The sequence below is a fragment of the Pigmentiphaga soli genome (assembly GCF_039541095.1).
GTDB classification, from domain to species: domain Bacteria; phylum Pseudomonadota; class Gammaproteobacteria; order Burkholderiales; family Burkholderiaceae_B; genus Pigmentiphaga; species Pigmentiphaga soli.
On record NZ_BAABFO010000004.1, the window covers coordinates 55,447 to 72,318 of the forward strand.

Annotated in this window: 13 protein-coding genes; 10 read left to right on the forward strand and 3 right to left on the reverse strand. The window is 67.4% G+C overall.

All coding sequences use genetic code 11. The features are described from left to right. Positions 1-7 precede the first annotated feature (7 nt). From ABD927_RS05200 to ABD927_RS05245, 10 genes are all read left to right on the forward strand, one after another. Positions 8-922 (forward strand): TauD/TfdA dioxygenase family protein, encoded by a 915-nt coding sequence (locus ABD927_RS05200; protein ID WP_345247033.1) that lies wholly within the window; start codon positions 8-10, stop codon positions 920-922. Further along, positions 919-2,034, forward strand: a complete 1,116-nt coding sequence (locus ABD927_RS05205) for an alpha-hydroxy acid oxidase (protein WP_345247035.1) — start codon at positions 919-921, stop codon at positions 2,032-2,034. The genes ABD927_RS05200 and ABD927_RS05205 overlap by 4 nt, the downstream gene beginning before the upstream one ends. After that, complete coding sequence (locus ABD927_RS05210; protein ID WP_345247037.1) at positions 2,031-3,236, forward strand: lactonase family protein; 1,206 nt, start codon at positions 2,031-2,033, stop codon at positions 3,234-3,236. The genes ABD927_RS05205 and ABD927_RS05210 overlap by 4 nt, the downstream gene beginning before the upstream one ends. Beyond that, positions 3,233-4,237 (forward strand): Bug family tripartite tricarboxylate transporter substrate binding protein, encoded by a 1,005-nt coding sequence (locus ABD927_RS05215; RefSeq protein ID WP_345247039.1) that lies wholly within the window; start codon positions 3,233-3,235, stop codon positions 4,235-4,237. The genes ABD927_RS05210 and ABD927_RS05215 overlap by 4 nt, the downstream gene beginning before the upstream one ends. Positions 4,238-4,256: 19 nt before the next feature. Next, on the forward strand, positions 4,257-5,225 hold the full coding sequence (locus ABD927_RS05220) for a Bug family tripartite tricarboxylate transporter substrate binding protein (protein WP_345247041.1): 969 nt from the start codon (positions 4,257-4,259) through the stop codon (positions 5,223-5,225). Positions 5,226-5,277: 52 nt separating this feature from the next. Beyond that, positions 5,278-6,903 (forward strand): thiamine pyrophosphate-binding protein, encoded by a 1,626-nt coding sequence (locus tag ABD927_RS05225; protein ID WP_345247043.1) that lies wholly within the window; start codon positions 5,278-5,280, stop codon positions 6,901-6,903. Positions 6,904-7,047: 144 nt separating this feature from the next. Beyond that, positions 7,048-9,162 carry a 3-hydroxyacyl-CoA dehydrogenase NAD-binding domain-containing protein gene (locus tag ABD927_RS05230; RefSeq protein WP_345247045.1) on the forward strand — a complete coding sequence of 705 codons (2,115 nt, stop codon included), beginning with the start codon at positions 7,048-7,050 and terminating at the stop codon, positions 9,160-9,162. Positions 9,163-9,165: 3 nt separating this feature from the next. Beyond that, positions 9,166-10,362: an acyl-CoA dehydrogenase family protein gene (locus tag ABD927_RS05235; protein WP_345247047.1), complete on the forward strand. Its 1,197-nt coding sequence runs from the start codon at positions 9,166-9,168 to the stop codon at positions 10,360-10,362. A 16-nt stretch (positions 10,363-10,378) separates the two neighbouring features. Beyond that, positions 10,379-11,560, forward strand: a complete 1,182-nt coding sequence (locus ABD927_RS05240; RefSeq protein ID WP_345247049.1) for an acyl-CoA dehydrogenase family protein — start codon at positions 10,379-10,381, stop codon at positions 11,558-11,560. Further along, positions 11,557-12,813 carry a CaiB/BaiF CoA transferase family protein gene (locus tag ABD927_RS05245; RefSeq protein ID WP_345247051.1) on the forward strand — a complete coding sequence of 419 codons (1,257 nt, stop codon included), beginning with the start codon at positions 11,557-11,559 and terminating at the stop codon, positions 12,811-12,813. The genes ABD927_RS05240 and ABD927_RS05245 overlap by 4 nt, the downstream gene beginning before the upstream one ends. A 34-nt stretch (positions 12,814-12,847) precedes the next feature. Here the strand turns inward: ABD927_RS05245 and ABD927_RS05250 are convergent, their stop codons facing one another. The 3 genes from ABD927_RS05250 to ABD927_RS05260 all read right to left on the reverse strand — a co-directional run bounded on the left by ABD927_RS05250 (position 12,848) and on the right by ABD927_RS05260 (position 16,823). After that, entirely contained in the window at positions 12,848-14,227 is a 1,380-nt protein-coding gene (locus ABD927_RS05250; RefSeq protein WP_345247053.1) for an MmgE/PrpD family protein, read from the reverse strand. A gap of 82 nt (positions 14,228-14,309) precedes the next feature. Beyond that, positions 14,310-15,752 (reverse strand): lyase family protein, encoded by a 1,443-nt coding sequence (locus ABD927_RS05255; RefSeq protein WP_345247055.1) that lies wholly within the window; start codon positions 15,750-15,752, stop codon positions 14,310-14,312. Between the two features lie 102 nt (positions 15,753-15,854). Then, the gene (locus ABD927_RS05260) at positions 15,855-16,823 is read right to left on the reverse strand and encodes a Bug family tripartite tricarboxylate transporter substrate binding protein (protein ID WP_345247057.1); all 969 of its coding nucleotides are present in this window, start codon (positions 16,821-16,823) and stop codon (positions 15,855-15,857) included. Positions 16,824-16,872 lie beyond the last annotated feature (49 nt).

The window sequence follows — 16,872 nt, forward strand, 5'->3', positions numbered from 1 at the left end:
AGGCAGCATGATCGAGATCAAGCCGGGCGGCGCCACGCTCGGAGCAACCGTCACCGGCGTGAATCTGCGCCAGCCCCTGAGCGGCCACGACTTCGCCGTCCTGTTGAGGGCGCTGGGCGAGTACGGCGTGCTGTGCGCGCCCGGCCAGCTGCTGAGCGCCGCCGAACTGGCCGCCTTCGCGTCGCGCTTCGGCAAGCTGCAGGTGCTGAGCGCCTCGCCGGCCACCGAACCGGGCATGCCGGAAGTGACGATCCTGTCCAACGTCGTCGAGAACGGCAAGCCGATCGGCACTCCCGATGCCGGACAGTTCTGGCATACCGACATGACTTACAACCGGGAATCGGAAGTGGGCTTCGTCAACGTGCTGGTCGCCTACGCCGTCCCGACGCGCGACGGCAGGCCGCTCGGCGGCACGGAGTTCGCCAACACACAGGCGGCCTATGCCGATCTGCCCGACGAAATCAAGCTGCGGCTGGCGAACGCCACGGCGATCCACGACCTGAACAAATCGTGGGAATGGCTGATCAACGTCAAGAAAAGCCCGCGCAAGCCGCTCACGCCGGAGCAGCGCCGCGAACGCCCCCCGGTGCCCCATCCGGTATTCCTGACGCACCCCATCACCGGCCGCAAGGTGATCTACGTCAATCCAAACTTCGTCGTGAATATCGAAGGCATGCCGCCGGAAGAGAGCGAGGCGACGCTCGATTTCCTGTACCGGCACATCCTGAAGCCCGAGTACCGCTACGTGCACCACTGGACGGTCGGCGACGTGCTGCTGTGGGACCACCTCGGTACCTGGCACAACGCCATCGCCGACTACGGCCCCGGCGAATACCGCCTGATGAAGCGATGCCAGGTGATGGCCGACCGGATCTTCGACCCGTCGTTCACCCGGGCGGCGCTGGGCATCGGGGGGGCATGATGCGTTCACTCGACCGGTTGTACAACATCGACGATTTTCGCAAGCGGGCGGCGGAATTCCTGCCGAAAGGCATATTCGAATTCATAGACCGGGGGGCCGAGGACGACGAAGCGATCCGCAACAACGTGGCCGCGTTCCGCCGCCTGAGGTTGCGGCCCAATGTCGCCGTGGACGCTTCGCTGCTGTCCACGGCAACCACGCTGTTCGGTGTCCGGCTCGACCTTCCCCTGGCCATCGCGCCCACGGGCGCCGCCGGGCTGGTCTCCTACGGCGGCGAACTGGCCCTTGCGCGGGCGGCGGCGGAAGCCAACATCCCATTCACCCTGGCGACGCGCTCGATGTCTTCGATCGAAGACATGGCCAAGGCCGGGGGCGTGCTCTGGTTCCAGCAGTACCTGTGGCGCGAGCGCGAGCGTTCCTTCGAACTGATCGATAGGGTCGGCGCGGCCGGCATCCAGGCCCTGATCGTGACGCTCGACGTCCCGGTGCAGCCCATCCGGGAGTTCAACAAGCGCAACGGCTTCACCTTCCCCTTCCGCCGTTCGCTGCGTTCCCTCGCGGACATGGGCATGCATCCGCGCTGGCTGCTGTCCGTCATCGGCCGCTACTACGCGAACGGCGGCATGCCGAGCTACGAAAGCCATCCCGGCATCGCCGACAACGTCACCTGGGCCGACATCCGCGAAATCCGCAAGCGATGGCCCAAGACACTGATGGTCAAGGGCGTGCTGCGGCCGGAAGACGCGCTGCAGGCGGTGGCCTGCGGCTGCGACGGGGTGGTGGTGTCCAGCCACGGCGGACGCACCCTGGACGGGACCATCGCCACCATCGACGCGCTGCCCGACATCGTGGCCGCCGTCCGCGGCAAGGCGACGGTCATCGTCGACAGCGGCGTACGGCGCGGCAGCGACATCGTCAGGGCCCTGGCCCTGGGGGCTTCCGCCGTCATGAGCGGCCGGCCGGCGCTGTACGGCCTGGCCGCCGGCGGGCAGGCCGGCGTCGGCAAGGTGCTTGCCACCTTCAAGCAGGAACTGGCGACCACGATGGCCCAGGTCGGCCGCCAGCGGGTCGAGCAGATCGGGGCCGACGTCGTCGCCGGCGGCACGGCGTGACAGGCGCCACCTTTTTCTACGCCAGCCTCGGGGCGGAGCTGATCTGCTTTCACGTGGACGAAGGCAGCGGCGAGCTGCGCCGCCAGGCAAGCATCACCTTGCCCGGCAGCGTCCAATACGCCTGGCCGCACGCGACCGGCTCCCATCTGTATGTGGCATCGAGCGACGGGGGGCCGCCCGCGGCGGGCGGATGCGGCGGCAGCAATCATCATCTCGGCGCATTGCGCATCGATCCTTCTTCGGGCCGGCTGTCGCCGGAAGGCGCGCCGGTCGTATTGAGGCATCGGCCGATCCATCTCTCGACCGACATCCCGTCGGAATACGCCCTGATCGCCTACAGCGAACCGTCCGCGCTGAGCGTGCACGAGATCCGCGCCGATGGCTCGCTCGGCCGGGAGGTCGCGCAGCCCGACGTGCGCGACTGCGGGTCTTATGCGCACCAGATCCGGGTATTCCCCTCGAATCGAAGAGCGGTACTCGTCACCCGCGGCCACGACGCCGACGCGGACCATGCGGAAGTACCGGGAGCGCTGAAAACATTCGGCTATGAAAAGGGCGTGCTCACCCCGGAACGGTCGATCGCGCCGGACGGCGGCTACGGGTTCGGCCCGCGCCACCTCGATTTCCATCCCCGGCATCCCTGGGTCTACCTGTCCCTGGAACGCCAGAACCAGCTGCAGCTGTTCCGGATGAGCGGCGAGGACTTGGACGAGCGGCCGGCCGGGTCCGTGCCGACACTTGCCCGGCCGGACCGCAAAGGGCCGCGCCAGATGGCAGGAGCGGTGCATGTGCACCCCGGCGGCCGCCATGTCTACGGCGCCGAGCGCTCCGATCCGGTCCGGCTCGAAAATTCGGTCCCTGTCTGCGTGCCCGGCGAGAACGCGATCCTGGTCTTCGCCATCGACCCGGCCGATGGCCGGCCGTCGCTGGTCCAGCGTGAGCCCACGCGCGGCCTGCACCCGCGCACGTTCTCCATACATCCCGAGGGCCGCCTGTTGATCGCGGCAAACAAATCCTCCGCGCTGGTGAAGACGGCAGGGCAACTGCATCAGGTCCACGGCGGGTTCGACATTTTCCGCATCGATTCGGACGGGCGGCTGGCATTTCTCCGCAGCTATCCCATCGATGCCTCGCAGCTGCCCATCTTCTGGTCCGGGTTCGTGCGAGTTCAAGCGGCAAGGCCGCAACGGGAGACGACATGATGCCAAGAAGGAAACGGCGCTTCCTGATGTACGGGGTGGTCGCCGGACTGGCGTGCGCCCTGGCGCCCGCCATCACCCGGGCCACGCAGCCTGGCGCGCGCTGGCCGGACCGTCCGGTCCGGATCGTCAATCCCTTCGCCGTGGGCTCGGGCAGCGACGTCGTGGCGCGGCTGGTGGCCGAGAAATTGTCGCAACGATTCGGACAACCGTTCGTCGTGGAGAACCGGCCGGGGGCCAACGCCGTCATCGGGACCAGCCTCGTCAGCAAGGCCGCGCCCGACGGCTATACGCTTCTTGCCGGCGGCAGCACCAGCCACCCGGCCAACCTGGCCCTGTTCAAGTCCCTGCCCTACGATCCCGTCGAGGACTTCGCGCCCGTGGCGTTCATGGTTTCCGTGCACTACTACCTCGTGGTGCCGGAGGGGTCCAGTTTCCATACCTTGCAGGACCTGATCCGCTACGCCAAGGCCAATCCGCAACTGGCCAACTACGGCACGGGCAACGCCTCCACGACGGTGGCCATGGAGCTGCTCAATCTTTTCGCCGGAACGAAGTTCGAACGCGTGAACTACAAGGGCAACACGCTCGCGGCCAACGACCTGCTGGGCGGCTCGCTGACGACCACCTTCCTCGATACGAGCACGGCCGCGCCTTACCTGACCGGCGCGAGAATGCGCGCGCTGGGCGTGACCGCCGCCCGGCGCTCCTCGATCTTCCCGGACGTGCCGACCATGGCCGAGCTCGGATATCCGGGCATCACGATGACGGCATGGAATGCAGTCTGGGCGCCGGCCGGAACGCCGCGCCCCATCGTAGACAGCCTGAACGCCGCCATCAACGATGCCCTGAAGATGCCGGACGTGGCGGATAGGATCAAGGCCCTCGGTTTCACCTTCGACGGCCCCGGCAGCCGCCCGGAGGATCTCGATCGCTTCGTCAAATCGGAAATCCGGTTCTGGGCCCGCGCCGTCAAGCAGGCGGGGATTCCCCCGCTGCAGTGACGTCCGGGAGAAAGTCGCCATGAAACTCTTGATCGCGCTGGGATCGGCCGCCATCCTCGCCGGTGCGCCCGTGCACGCCCAGACCCGGTATCCCACCAAGCCCGTCAGGATAGTGATCGGCTTCGGCCCCGGCTCGGCCGCCGACCTGATCGGCAGAGTGCTGGCCCAGAAGCTGGAACAGATCTGGGCAACCAGCCTGATCGTGGACGCGAAAGCGGGCGCCGCCGGCCTGCTGGCGACCCAGGACGTCGCCCGGGCCGCACCTGACGGCCATACGCTGCTGCTTGCCGTCAATTCGCAGATCAGCCTGCCGCCCAGCACCAATCCCAATTTTCCGGTCGCGGTGCTCAAGGAACTCGCGCCCGTCACGGTCGTCGCCACCTCCGACCTGTCTTTCGCCGTCAGCTCGGAACATGTGCCGGTGAAGACCTTTCAGGAGTACCTTGAGTGGGCGCGCCGCCGGGGCAGCCTCTTCCTCGGAGACTTCGGCAAGGGCTCCATCACCGACCTGGCGGCCGCCTATTTCGCGACGCTCTACCACCTGAAGTATGAGCCGGTGCATTACCAGAGCACCGCCGACATCGTCACGGGGAACTTCCGCGGGGACGTGCAGGGAATGTTCTTCTCGACCGCCTCCGTGGTCCCTCACCAGAAGAGCGGCAAGATGCGCGTCCTGGGCACCACGGGCGCTACCCGTTCCCTCTCTTTCCCCCACGTACCGACATTCAGGGAAATGGGCTCGGCCGAACTCGAGATCGTTCCCTGGTACGGACTGTTCGCGCCCGCCCGCACGCCGCCCGAGTTGCTGGACACGATCAACGCGGCGATGGCAAAGGCCCTAAAATCTCCCGAAGTCGCCAAGAAGCTGGAGGAGATCGGCTTCACCCCCGACTCCTCGAGCCCGTCGGCGTTCGCCGAACTGGTTCGCGACGATACCGAGCGCTGGGCAAGGATCGTCAAGGCCGTCGGCTACGTCGGGGCGCAGTGACCGGCTTGCCACCCGGCCGGTCTTCCGGCGTACATCGAATCTAGGAGAAATCATGGCTTCAAGGCCAGTAGTCGCGCAGATTCTCGAGGCACTGAACGAAGCGGGCGTCGATCGCATCTTCGGCATCGCCGGCGGCGGCCCGACGGCGGACCTGATCAGCCATGCCTCCAAGGCGGGCATCGAATTCGTCCTGACCCAGCACGAAACGACCGCCGTGATCGCCGCCGGCGTGTACGGGCAGCTCAAGGGCACCGTCGGCGTGGCGTGCAGCGCCATCGGCCCCGGCGTGGCCAACCTGGCCAACGGCGCCGCCCACGCCTACCTCGACCGGCTGCCGGTGCTGATGCTGGCGGACCGCTATTCGGGCGGCGTGCATGAAGTGGCGCTGCGGCAGCAGTTCGACCATCTCGCGTTCATGAAGCCGATCACCAAGGCGCAGATCGTGCTGCATGAAGACACCTTCATGGTCGGCCTGCGGCGCGCCGTGCGCACCGCGCTGGCCGAGCGCCAGGGGCCGGTATTCATCGACATTCCGGGCAACGTGGCCGGCAAGCAGGTCGGCCAGCAGGCCTACGCGCTGAAAAAGGCCGACGGCCACGCGCCCGGCGCGACGGTGAACGAGGCCGACCTGCGCCGGGCGGCGCAGCGGCTGGCCAACAGCTCGGCGCCGCTCATCCTGGCCGGCCTGGGGGCGCTCGCGCTGCCGCCCGGCCTTCTGGCGAAACTGGCTGCCGCCCTCAAGGCGCCCGTGCTGACCTCGCCCAAGGCCAAGGGGGCGATCGCCGCCAACGATCCGTGGTGCGCCGGCGTGTTCATGGGCGGCAAGCTCGAACAAGCTCTGCTCGACCGCGCCGACACCATCTTCTTCGTGGGCTACGACCCGGTGGAACTGCTGCCCAGGCCGTGGTCGATGAACACCTTCGTGGTCTCGCTCGACAGCGTCGAAAACACCGAACAGACCTTCCGCTCCGACATCGAGCTCTCGGGCGGGCTGGCGGACGCCGCCGAAAGGCTGGCGCAGGCGGCCGGGCGGCCGAAGTCCGGCTGGGCCGAGCACGAGGTGGCGGCGTACAAGCAGCACGTGATCCGCGCCATCGACGTCGACGTGGCCGGCATGACGCCCAACGCCGTCATCCTGGCCACGCGCGAGGCCGTGCCCGAAGACACCATCATGGTGACCGACGTAGGGGCGAACAAGCTGCTGGTGGTGGAGCTGTGGGAAGCGTACCGCCCCTACGATTTCCTCATGTCCAACGGCCTGGCCACCATGGGGTTCTGCATCCCGGCCGCCATCGGGGCCAAGATGGCGCACCCGGAGCGTCCGGTCGTCTGCCTGTGCGGCGACGCCGGGTTCATGATGCGCCTGCCCGACCTGCTGACGGTGAAGAAGCTGGGGCAGCACATCGTGTTCGTGATCTTCGCCGACGACGAGCACAGCCTGATCTCGTCCAAGCAGGTGGTCAAAGGCATTCCCAAGGGCGGCATGGACTTCCCCCGTCCCGACTACCAGGCGATGGCCGCCACCTTCGGCATGCACGGGGTGACGGTGGACAATCCCGAGGCGCTGAAGAAGGCAATCGCCGCGGCGCTGGCGGACCGCGGCCAAAGCACCATCATCGAAGCGCGGATCGACGCGAGCGGCTATGCCCGGCAGTTCGACGTCATCCGGGAGCTTTGACGCGCGATCGTAAAATTCTATTTGACAGCATGTCAACAGGACATTGAATTGTAAACCTCCATTGTCGGTGCCAAAATCCGACCGAGCTCGCCCGGCGCCCGGCCGGGCCGGAGCCATGACACCGACGACAACGGAGACGCACGCATGTCCGCAGCCCCCCATTCCGCCGTCGCGACCCGCCGCGAGGGCGACGTGCTGGTGGTCAGCATCGACCATCCTCCCGTGAATGCCTTGGGCGTGGACGTCCGCCGCGGCCTGCTGGCCGCCATCGGGCAGGCCGACGCCGACGCCGCCGTCAGGGCCGTGCTGATCGTGGGCCGGGGCAAGGCCTTCATCGCCGGCGCCGACATCCGCGAATTCGGCAAGCCGCCGATGCCGCCGCCTCTGCACGAGGTCTGCAACCGCATCGAGGCCAGCGTCAAGACGGTGGTCGCCGCCATTCATGGGCCGGCGCTGGGCGGGGGGCTGGAGATCGCGCTCGCCGCGCACTACCGCCTGGCCCTGCCCGCCGCCACGCTCGGATTGCCTGAAGTCAACCTGGGTCTGTTGCCCGGCGCGGGCGGCACGCAGCGCGCACCGCGGCTGATGGGCGCAAAGGCGGCCGCCCGGCTGATGCTGGACGGCAAGCCGCTGTCGGCCCGGGCCGCGCTGGCCGCCGGCCTGGTCGACCGCGTGGCCGAGGGTGAAGACCCCGTCGCCGCCGGCCTGGCCTATGCCGGCGAACTGTTGGACAGCCATGCCCCCGCCCGCCGCATAAGCGATATCGTCATCGCCGACCGCGCCGCCGCGCTGGCCGAGCTCGATGCCTTGCAGGCCGAAACCGCCAGGAAATCGCGCGGCCTGTTCTCGCCGCTGAAGATCATCGAATGCGTGCGCGCCGCAGTCGAACTGCCGTTCGACCAAGGCCTGGCAACGGAACGCGCACGGTTCCTGGAATGTCTCGACAGCCCGCAGCGCGCGGGCCTGGTCCACGCCTTCTTCGCCGAGCGCGAAACCGCCAAGATCCCTGAAGCCCGGGCCGCCCAGCCGCGCGCCGTCGACCGGATCGCGGTGATCGGCGGCGGCACCATGGGCGCCGGCATCGCGGTCGCGGCGCTCGATGCCGGCCTGCCGGTCACCATGATAGAGCGCGACGCCGAATCCGTCGCCCGCGGCCGCGCCAACGTCGAGAAGGTCTACGACGGCCTGATCGCCAAGGGCCGCATGACGCCCGAGGCCAAGGCCGCCATCCTGGCGCGCTACGCCGGCAGCACCTCCTACGAAGACGCCGCCGGCGCGGACCTCGTCATCGAGGCCGTATTCGAGGACATGGCCGTCAAGCAGGCCGTGTTCAGGGAACTGGACCGCGTCTGCAAGCAGGGCGCGGTGCTGGCCACCAACACGTCCTACCTCGACATCGATGCCATCGCCGCCGTCACCTCCCGCCCGCAGGACGTCATCGGCCTGCACTTCTTCAGCCCCGCCAACATCATGAAGCTGCTGGAGATCGTGGTGCCCGCCAGGACCGGCGCCGACGTGGTCGCCACCGCCTTCGCGCTGGCCCGTCGGCTCAAGAAAATCCCGGTGCGCGCCGGCGTGTGCGACGGCTTCATCGGCAACCGCATCCTGGCGGTGTACCGCCAGGCCGCCGACTACATGATGGAAGACGGCGCCTCGCCCTATGAGATCGACGAAGCCGTGCGCGCCTTCGGCTATCCCATGGGGCCGTTCCAGGTCGCGGACCTGGCCGGCGGCGACATCGGCTGGGCCGCGCGCAAGCGCAAGGCCGCCACGCGCGACCCCGACGCGCGCTACGTCGAGATCGCCGACCGCATCTGCGAACGCGGCTGGTTCGGGCAGAAGACCGGGCGCGGCTACTACCTCTACCCCGAAGGCGCGCGCATCGGCCAGCCCGACCCGGAAGTGCTGGCCATCGTCGACGCCGAACGCGCGCGCAAGGGCATCGCGCCGCGCAAGTTCGGCGCCGACGAGATCATGCGCCGCTACATGGCCGCCATGATCAACGAGGGCGCCAATGTGGTGGACGAGGGCATCGCCCTGCGCCCGCTGGACGTGGACGTCACCTTCCTGGCGGGCTACGGCTTCCCGCGCTTTCGCGGCGGCCCGATGAAGTACGCCGACATGGTGGGCCTGGACAGGATCCTGGACGACATCCGCCTGTTCGCCAAGGAAGACGCCCGCTTCTGGAAGCCTTCGCCGCTGCTCGAAAGACTGGTGGCGCAAGGCCGGAACTTCGACAACCTCAACAAGGCCCCCTGAGCGATGGACCTGCAATTCACGCCCGCAGAACTGGCCTTCCGCGAAGAGGTCAGAGCCTTCCTGGAGGCCGAGCTGCCGCCCGCGCTGGCGCACAAGGTCAGGAACAACCTGCGCCTTTCGAAGCACGATCTGGAAGGCTGGCACGCCACGCTGAACCGGCGCGGCTGGCTGGCCAATCACTGGCCCAGGGAATACGGCGGCCCGGGGTGGACCGCCGTGCAGAAATTCATCTTCGAGCACGAGTGCGCGCTGGCGGGCGCGCCGCGCATCGTGCCGTTCGGCGTCAACATGCTGGGCCCGGTGCTCATCAAGTACGGCAGCCAGGCGCAGAAGGACTATTGGCTGCCGCGCATCCTGAACGGCGACGACTGGTGGTGCCAGGGCTATTCCGAGCCCGGCGCCGGCTCGGACCTGGCTTCGGTCAAGACCACGGCGGTGCGCCAGGGCGACCACTACGTCGTCAATGGCCAGAAGACCTGGACCACGCTGGGCCACTACGCCAACATGATCTTCTGCCTGGTGCGCACCGACAGGCAGGCCAAGCCGCAGCAGGGCATCAGCTTCCTGCTGGTCGACATGAAGACGCCCGGCGTCGAGGTGCGTCCCATCATCACGCTGGACGGCGAACACGAAGTCAACGAAGTGTTCTTCACCGAGGTGAAAGTGCCCGTCGCGAATCTGGTGGGCGAAGAGAACAAAGGTTGGACCTGCGCCAAGTACCTGCTGACCTACGAGCGCACCAATATCGCCGGCGTGGGTTTCTCGGTGGCCGCGCTGGAAAGGCTCAAGGCCGTGGCCGGGCGCGTGCGGCGCAATGGCCGGCCGCTGTCGCACGACCCGCTGTTCGCGGCCCGCATGGCGCGCGTCGAGATCGACCTCGAAAACATGAAAACCACCAACCTGCGCGTGATCGCCGCCGTGGCCGGCGGCGGCGCGCCGGGCGCGGAAAGCTCCATGCTCAAGATCAAGGGCACAGAGATCCGCCAGGAGATCCTGTCGCTGACGCGGCGCGCCATGGGGCCCTACGCGGCGCCCTTCATCGAAGAAGCCTTGCATGGCGGCCAGGCCGGCGAACCGGTGGGCCCCGAGGAGGCCGCGACGGCCGCGGCTGCCTATTTCAACCATCGCAAACTGTCGATCTTCGGCGGCTCCAACGAAATCCAGAAGAACATCATCGCCAAGATGATCCTGGGCCTGTGAAGCGGGAAAAGGCACCATGAACTTCGAACACACCGAAGACCGCCGCATGCTGGCGGACACCCTGAACCGATTCATCGCCGAACGGTACGGCATCGGCACGCGCAACGAGATCGCCTACGGTCCCGAGGGCCACAGCCCCGCGCTGTACGCGCGGTTCGCCGAACTGGGCGCGATCGGCGCCCTGTTCCCGGAAGAAGAAGGCGGCCTCGGCGGCAAAGGCTTCGACATCGGCGTGGTATTCGAATGCCTGGGCCGCGGCCTGGTGGCCGAACCGCTGCTGGGCGCGCTGGCGGTCGGACAGGCCCTGGTCCGGGCCGGCAGCGCCCGCCAGAAGGCCAGGCTGGAAGACATCATGGCCGGCCAATGCGTTGCCGCCCTGGCGCACGACGAGCCCGGCAGCCACTACGAACTGGCCAGCGTCGCGGCCGCCGCCAGCCGGAATGGCGACGGCTGGACGATCGACGGCGCCAAGGGCGTGGTCGGCTTCGGCGAACAGGCCGACCTGCTGCTGGTGTCGGCCCGCAGCTCGGGCACGGCCGGCGAAGCCGCCGGCATCAGCCTGTTCCTGGTGCCCGGCGACGCCGCCGGCATCGCCAGGCGAGGCTACAACCGTTTCGAGGGTGGCCGCGCCGCCGAACTGCGCTTCACCGGCGTGAACGTCGGCGCCGATGCCCTGCTGGGCACGGAAGGCGCGGGCGCGGACATCCTGGAACGCATCGCCGGCTACGCCGTGCTGGCCTTGTGCGCCGAGGCCGTGGGCGCCATGGACGTGGCCCGGGACTACACGCTGGAATACCTGCGCACCCGCAAGCAGTTCGGCGTGCCCATCGGCAGCTTCCAGGCATTGCAGCACCGCATGGCCGACATGCTGCTGGAAATCGAGCAGGCCCGTTCGGCCGTCATCAACGCCGCCGCCGCCATCGACGGCGAGGACCGCGTCGCGCGCGAGCGCGCCCTGTCGGCCGCCAAGTACACCACCGGCCGCGCCGGCACGCTGGTCGCGCAGGAAAGCATCCAGCTGCACGGCGGCATAGGCATGACCTGGGAACTGCCGCTGGCCCACTACGCCAAGCGCCTCGTGATGATCGACCATCAGTTCGGCGACGAAGACCACCACCTGGCCCGCTTCATCGCGCTGGGCCGCCAGGACGAGGCCGGTGCCGAGGGACGGCTCGCGCCCGGGAGCCAGGCACGATGAACGCCGCAGCCACGGCCGCCGGCGACGACGGCATGGACCTCCCGCTGGAAGGCGTGCGGGTGCTGGACCTTTCCCGCGTGTTCGCCGGCCCCTTGTGCGGCCAGGTGCTGGCCGACTTCGGCGCCGAAGTCGTCAAGGTCGAACACCCGGGGCGCGGCGACGACACGCGCGACTGGGGCACGCGCATCGGGCGGACCGAGACCACCTACTACTCGGTCATGAACCGCAACAAGCGCTCCATCACGGTCAATCTCCAGTCGCCGGAGGGCGCGCGCCTGATCCACGAATTGCTGCCGCAGTTCGACGTGGTGATTCACAACTTCAAGCACGGCGGCGCCGAAAAGCTGGGCGTGGGCTACGAATGCCTGAAGGCGATCAGGCCCGACATCATCTATTGCTCGGTGTCCGGCTACGACAGCTCCGGCCCCGAGGCCGCCCGTCCGGGCTACGACCTCGTGGTCCAGGGCGAGGCCGGGCTGATGGCCATGAACGGCGAGGCCGGCCAGCCGCCGCTGAAATTCGGCGTGGCCGTGGTCGACATGATGACCGGCATGTACGCCGCCCAGGCCGTGCTGGCCGCGCTGTTCCGCCGCGAGCGCACGGGCCGCGGCCGCCTGATCGAGATGGCGCTGTACGATTGCGGCATTTCGATCACCGGCTATTACGGGCTGGAAGCCATGCAGCTGGGCCACGACCCGGTGCGCTACGGCAACGCCCATCCGTCGATCGTGCCCTACGGCATGTTCGAGGCGGCCGACGGCCCCTTCATCGTCACCGTGGGCAACAACGCCCAGTTCGAAAAACTGTGCCGCCACGTGCTGATGCGCCCCGACATCGTCGAGGACCCGCGCTATTGCTCCAACCTGGAGCGCACCCGCAACCGCCTGGCGCTGCTGTCCACGATGACCGAGCTGTTCAGGACCCTGACGCGCGACGTGCTGCTCGAACGCCTGACGGCTTGCGGCATTCCCTGCGGGCGCGTATCCGGCCTGTACGAGGCGCTGACCAGCGAGCGCAGCCGGCGCAGCGGACTGGTGCGCGAGCTGCCGCACCCGGTGGCCGGCAAGACTTACGTGCTGGCGCCGCCGTATCGCCTGGACGGCCGGCGGGTGCCTGTGCGCAGCGCGCCGCCCACGCTGGGCGAGGGCACGCGGGAAGTCCTGCAAAGCCTGTTGCGGCTGTCGGACGAGCAGTTGCGGGACTTGCAGGCGCAGGGCGTGGTGACTCTGCCGGGCGAAACCGACGCGGCTTAGTCGTCCGCCACGCGGTCCGGGCTCCGCTGCTTCGTCAGGCCGCGGCCAGCGCCTCTTTCGACAGGACGGCAGCCGGATTCACGACCGGCTCCTGGTCGATCTGCATCAGGCCGCTCCAGGTCCGCTCGGCGGACTGCAGTGTGAACCCGGCCGACACGCAATCGATGAACTTCGCGTGAAAGTCCGCCTCCGAAAGAGGCGAGTCGGGGTAGCCCTTCTGGTGATTCCGACGCATCCTGAAAACCCTCCCGGACCCGTGCGTCACCTCGACCTCCGTGTAGGCCGTCCCGGTGTCATGGGCCTTCTGGAACAGCTCCTGCGTGCTGAATTCCGGAAGAATCGAAACGTCGATCTTTGCCATCAGGTCACGCACCTCCGGGGCCCCCAATGCGTCGTCAGTGAACTGACGGGCGCCCAGCTTTCCGAAGACGAGGGCTGCCGCAACGCAGTACGGGATGCTGAAACGCGCCTCGACGACATTCCCGGGCGCGCCGTACCGCATCTGGTTGAGCGCATGATAGCTGACGCCGCACTTCACCCTTTCGATGTCGCCCTTCTGGATTCCGCCCTGGCGCAGTCCTTCCAGCAGGATGTCCACCGCGGTGTGCACCGCCGCGCAGGAGGCATGGATCTTCGGAATGTTCCGCAGCAGCTCGAAGCTGGTCCCGAGTCCGCCGATTGCCTTTTCGCAGTCGAGCGCTACCGGCGCGGTGAACACATCGAAAAAGCCTTCGTGGCCCTCGATCGCTTTCGGGCTGGCGACGAGCCCCTTGCTGGCCAGCTTCGCCGCGAGGACGCCGTTCTGCGCCGCGAGCCCTGCGTGCAGCGGCTTTGCCATCGTTCCGAAGTTCTGGCGTACGCCGCCGGCCATGGACACCGAGATCGCGAGCGCGTTGCGGGTGTGCTGGCCGCTCAGGCGCAGCAATTTCGCGGCGGCGGCGGCAGCGCCCACGGTGCCCAGGGTAAGCGTGGTGTGCCAGCCGCGGCTGCTGTGCTCGAACGTCAATGCCCGGCCGAGCCTGCATTCGACTTCGACTCCGGCGATATAGGCCAGGACGATGTCCGCGCCCGCGGCGCCCGCTTCGTCGGCCAGCGCGAAAACGGCGGGCAGCACGGGCACCGAGGGATGGCCGTACATGGCGCGATTGTTGTCGTCGAAATCGAGCGCATGCGCCATGGCGCCATTGGCGAGCGCTGCGTTGCGCGCGGTGGTCAGAACTGAAGTGCCCCAGACGCTGCACGGGCCGCTTTCGTCCCCGACTGCTTCAAGAATGCAGCGGACGGCTTCGTCATCGCGGGCGGCAAGCGCCACGCCGATGGTATCGGCGATGGCCCGCTTGGCGGATTCAGCGACGTTCCCGCGGACCTGCGAGTACTCCAGGCCGGCGATCCATTTCGCGAGGATGTCCGTCACGGGTGGTCGCCCCGCCTTGCTCCTGGACTCGAGAACTGAATTGGTTTGTGCTGTCATGGATTCCTGCCGCCTTGGCGGGATGTCAGACGGGCCCCGTCTCCAGGGTTGCCTGGAAGGCATCTCGCAGCAGCTGCGATGCCTCTGCCAGGCGGGCGCGTTGATGCGCGATCCATCGCGCATCGGAAGCGGTGCGATCGCCGCCGGCGGCGATCATCCGGTCGACCTCCGCCGGTTGCGGACCGCCCAGGCCGAGCGCGCTTGCCACCATGTTGGTGGACGAGATCGCCTGCTCGAATTGCACTTCGTCGAGCGGCAGCTCGTTCGGCGCGATGCCGGCCTGTCCCGCGATGTTTGCGTAGAGGGTCCTGGCAACGGCGTACGGGAACCTTGCCGGAGGCAGGCCGTGCGCCCTGCCGTACTCCACGATTGCCGACGCGAAGTGGTGTCCGACGCGGAAAGGCACTTTGTGCATGCGTTGCAAAGTGTCGGCGAGTTCGGGCGTCGCTGAGTACTCGGTCTCCACCTCTTGCCGCGCGACGCTCTCATCGAAGTTCAGGTTACCGAAGAGACGGGCGACATCGTCCATCATCTTGGCGTATTGGCCGATGGCCACGTTCGGCTCGCCGCGCTTGGAATCCGGCATTCCGTGTGGCACGTTATGGGAACGCACCGTGTAGGTCATGCCCGTCCCGACCAGAACGCTGGCCTGTTGCCGGATGTCGTTGACGATGGTGGGATTGACCTTGTGGGGCATGCTGGAACTGGTACCGGTCAAGCCTGGCCCTTCGCTGACGGTAAACCAGGGCACCGTGCGCGCATACTGCTGCTCGATGTCGGAAGCCAGCGCTCCGATGATGAGCGCCCCCGACGTCGTCGCGCTCACCACCCGCGCTCCGGCGCTGATGACCGAGAGTTCGTTGGCGAACAGCGAGTTCTCGATCGGCCGTGAAAAGCCCAGGAGGTCTGAAAGGCGGTGCCGGTCGAGCGGAAAGCTGGAAGTCGCGACGGCGCCGGCGCCGAGCGGCGACTGGTTGACGATGTCGTAGGCTTGACGGAGATTGTCGAATTCGACCTCGAGCGCCGCCGTATAGGCCGTGATGTAGTGGCCGACCGGCACGCCGGCAGACTGCCTGCCCTGCGTATACGCGGGAACCAGGGCACGCTTGTGCTTCTCGCCGAACCGAAGCAAGGCCTGCCGCGCGGCGTTCAGCCTCTCCATCGCGCACAGAATCTGCGGCCGCAGCAGCAAGCGGCGGCTCGTCGCGACGATATCGACGCGGCTGCGCCCGCAATGAAGGGTCGATACCTCCACGCCGCCGATGTCGATCAGCCTGGGCTCGATCTGCTGATAATTGCCGGTCCGGTCCGCGCCGGGCTTCCGCATCTCGGCGTCGAGCCTGACGATGGCATCGGCATTCCTGCGCGCCGTGGCCGCGTCGATGATCCGGTTCTCCAGCAGCACCACATTGGCTGCCTTGTTCATCTCGCTGAGCCAGTGGTATTCATCCTCGTCCCGTGTGATCATCTTCGTGCCGGCGCCGCTTTATTCTTATACCAAAAATAGTTAATTTATCAATTATGGAATATGTCACGGCCGAGGACGTTCGCGGAGCCGGCCGCGCCGGGACTACTCGGGCGTAATCCCGGCGGTCCGCACTGCCTGTTGCGAGCGCTCGGTGGCCTGCCTGATATATGCCCTTGCGCCAGCGATGTCGGTCCCCACCACATCGTAGCCCTGCTCACGCATCCGGCTGACGATCTCAGGCGTATGCATGGCCTCGATCGTTGCCGCCGACAGTTTCTGGATCACGGAGGCGGGCGTGCCGGGCGGCGCCACCAGGGCGGTCCAGCTCACCGCGGAAAATCCAGGCAATATCTCGGACACCGTCGGCACGTCCGGCAACGCGGGATGGCGTTTCGTGCCCGTGACGGCAAGCACGCGGACCTTATCGTCCTGGTGCATGTAGGGGCCCACGGACGCCTCGAACCCGAACATCATATCGACGTGTCCAGCGAGCACGTCGTTGAAGGCCGGCGCGATTCCCTTGTACGGAACGTGCAGGAAGCGCGCGCCGGTTGCCGCCTGAAAGAGCTCCGCGGCCAGATGCGACGGCCCGCCCTGCCCGGCGGAGCTGAAACTCAGCTTGCCGGGGTTCGCCTTCCCGTATGCAATCAACTCCTGCAGTGTCCGGACAGGCACCTTGGGATTCACGACGATCATCATCGGGGTCTGCGTGAGCAGAGAGACGGGCTCGAATTTGTCGGGGTCGAAGTTGAGATGGGCCGTCAGCATCTTGTTGACGGCCAAGGGGCCTTCGCCCGCAAGAAAAAGCGTGTAGCCGTCGGGCGCAGCCCTGTAAGCGTACTCCGCGGCGATGTTGCCGCTGGCGCCAGGCCGGTTATCGACGATGACAGGCTGGCCCAGTTTTGACGCGAGTTTCTCGCCCAGCGCACGACCTAGCGCATCCACCCCGCCGCCAGCGGTAAAGGGAACGACAAGCTTGACCGGCTTGCTCGGATACTCCTGCGCGTGGGCAAGCGAGCCTGCGCCGAGGACGACGCAGAGAAGGGAGGTGAACAGGAATTTGCGCGTCATGGTTCTTGGAGGACGTGGATGAAAATGCCAAAGAAAGAGTCATTGCGGT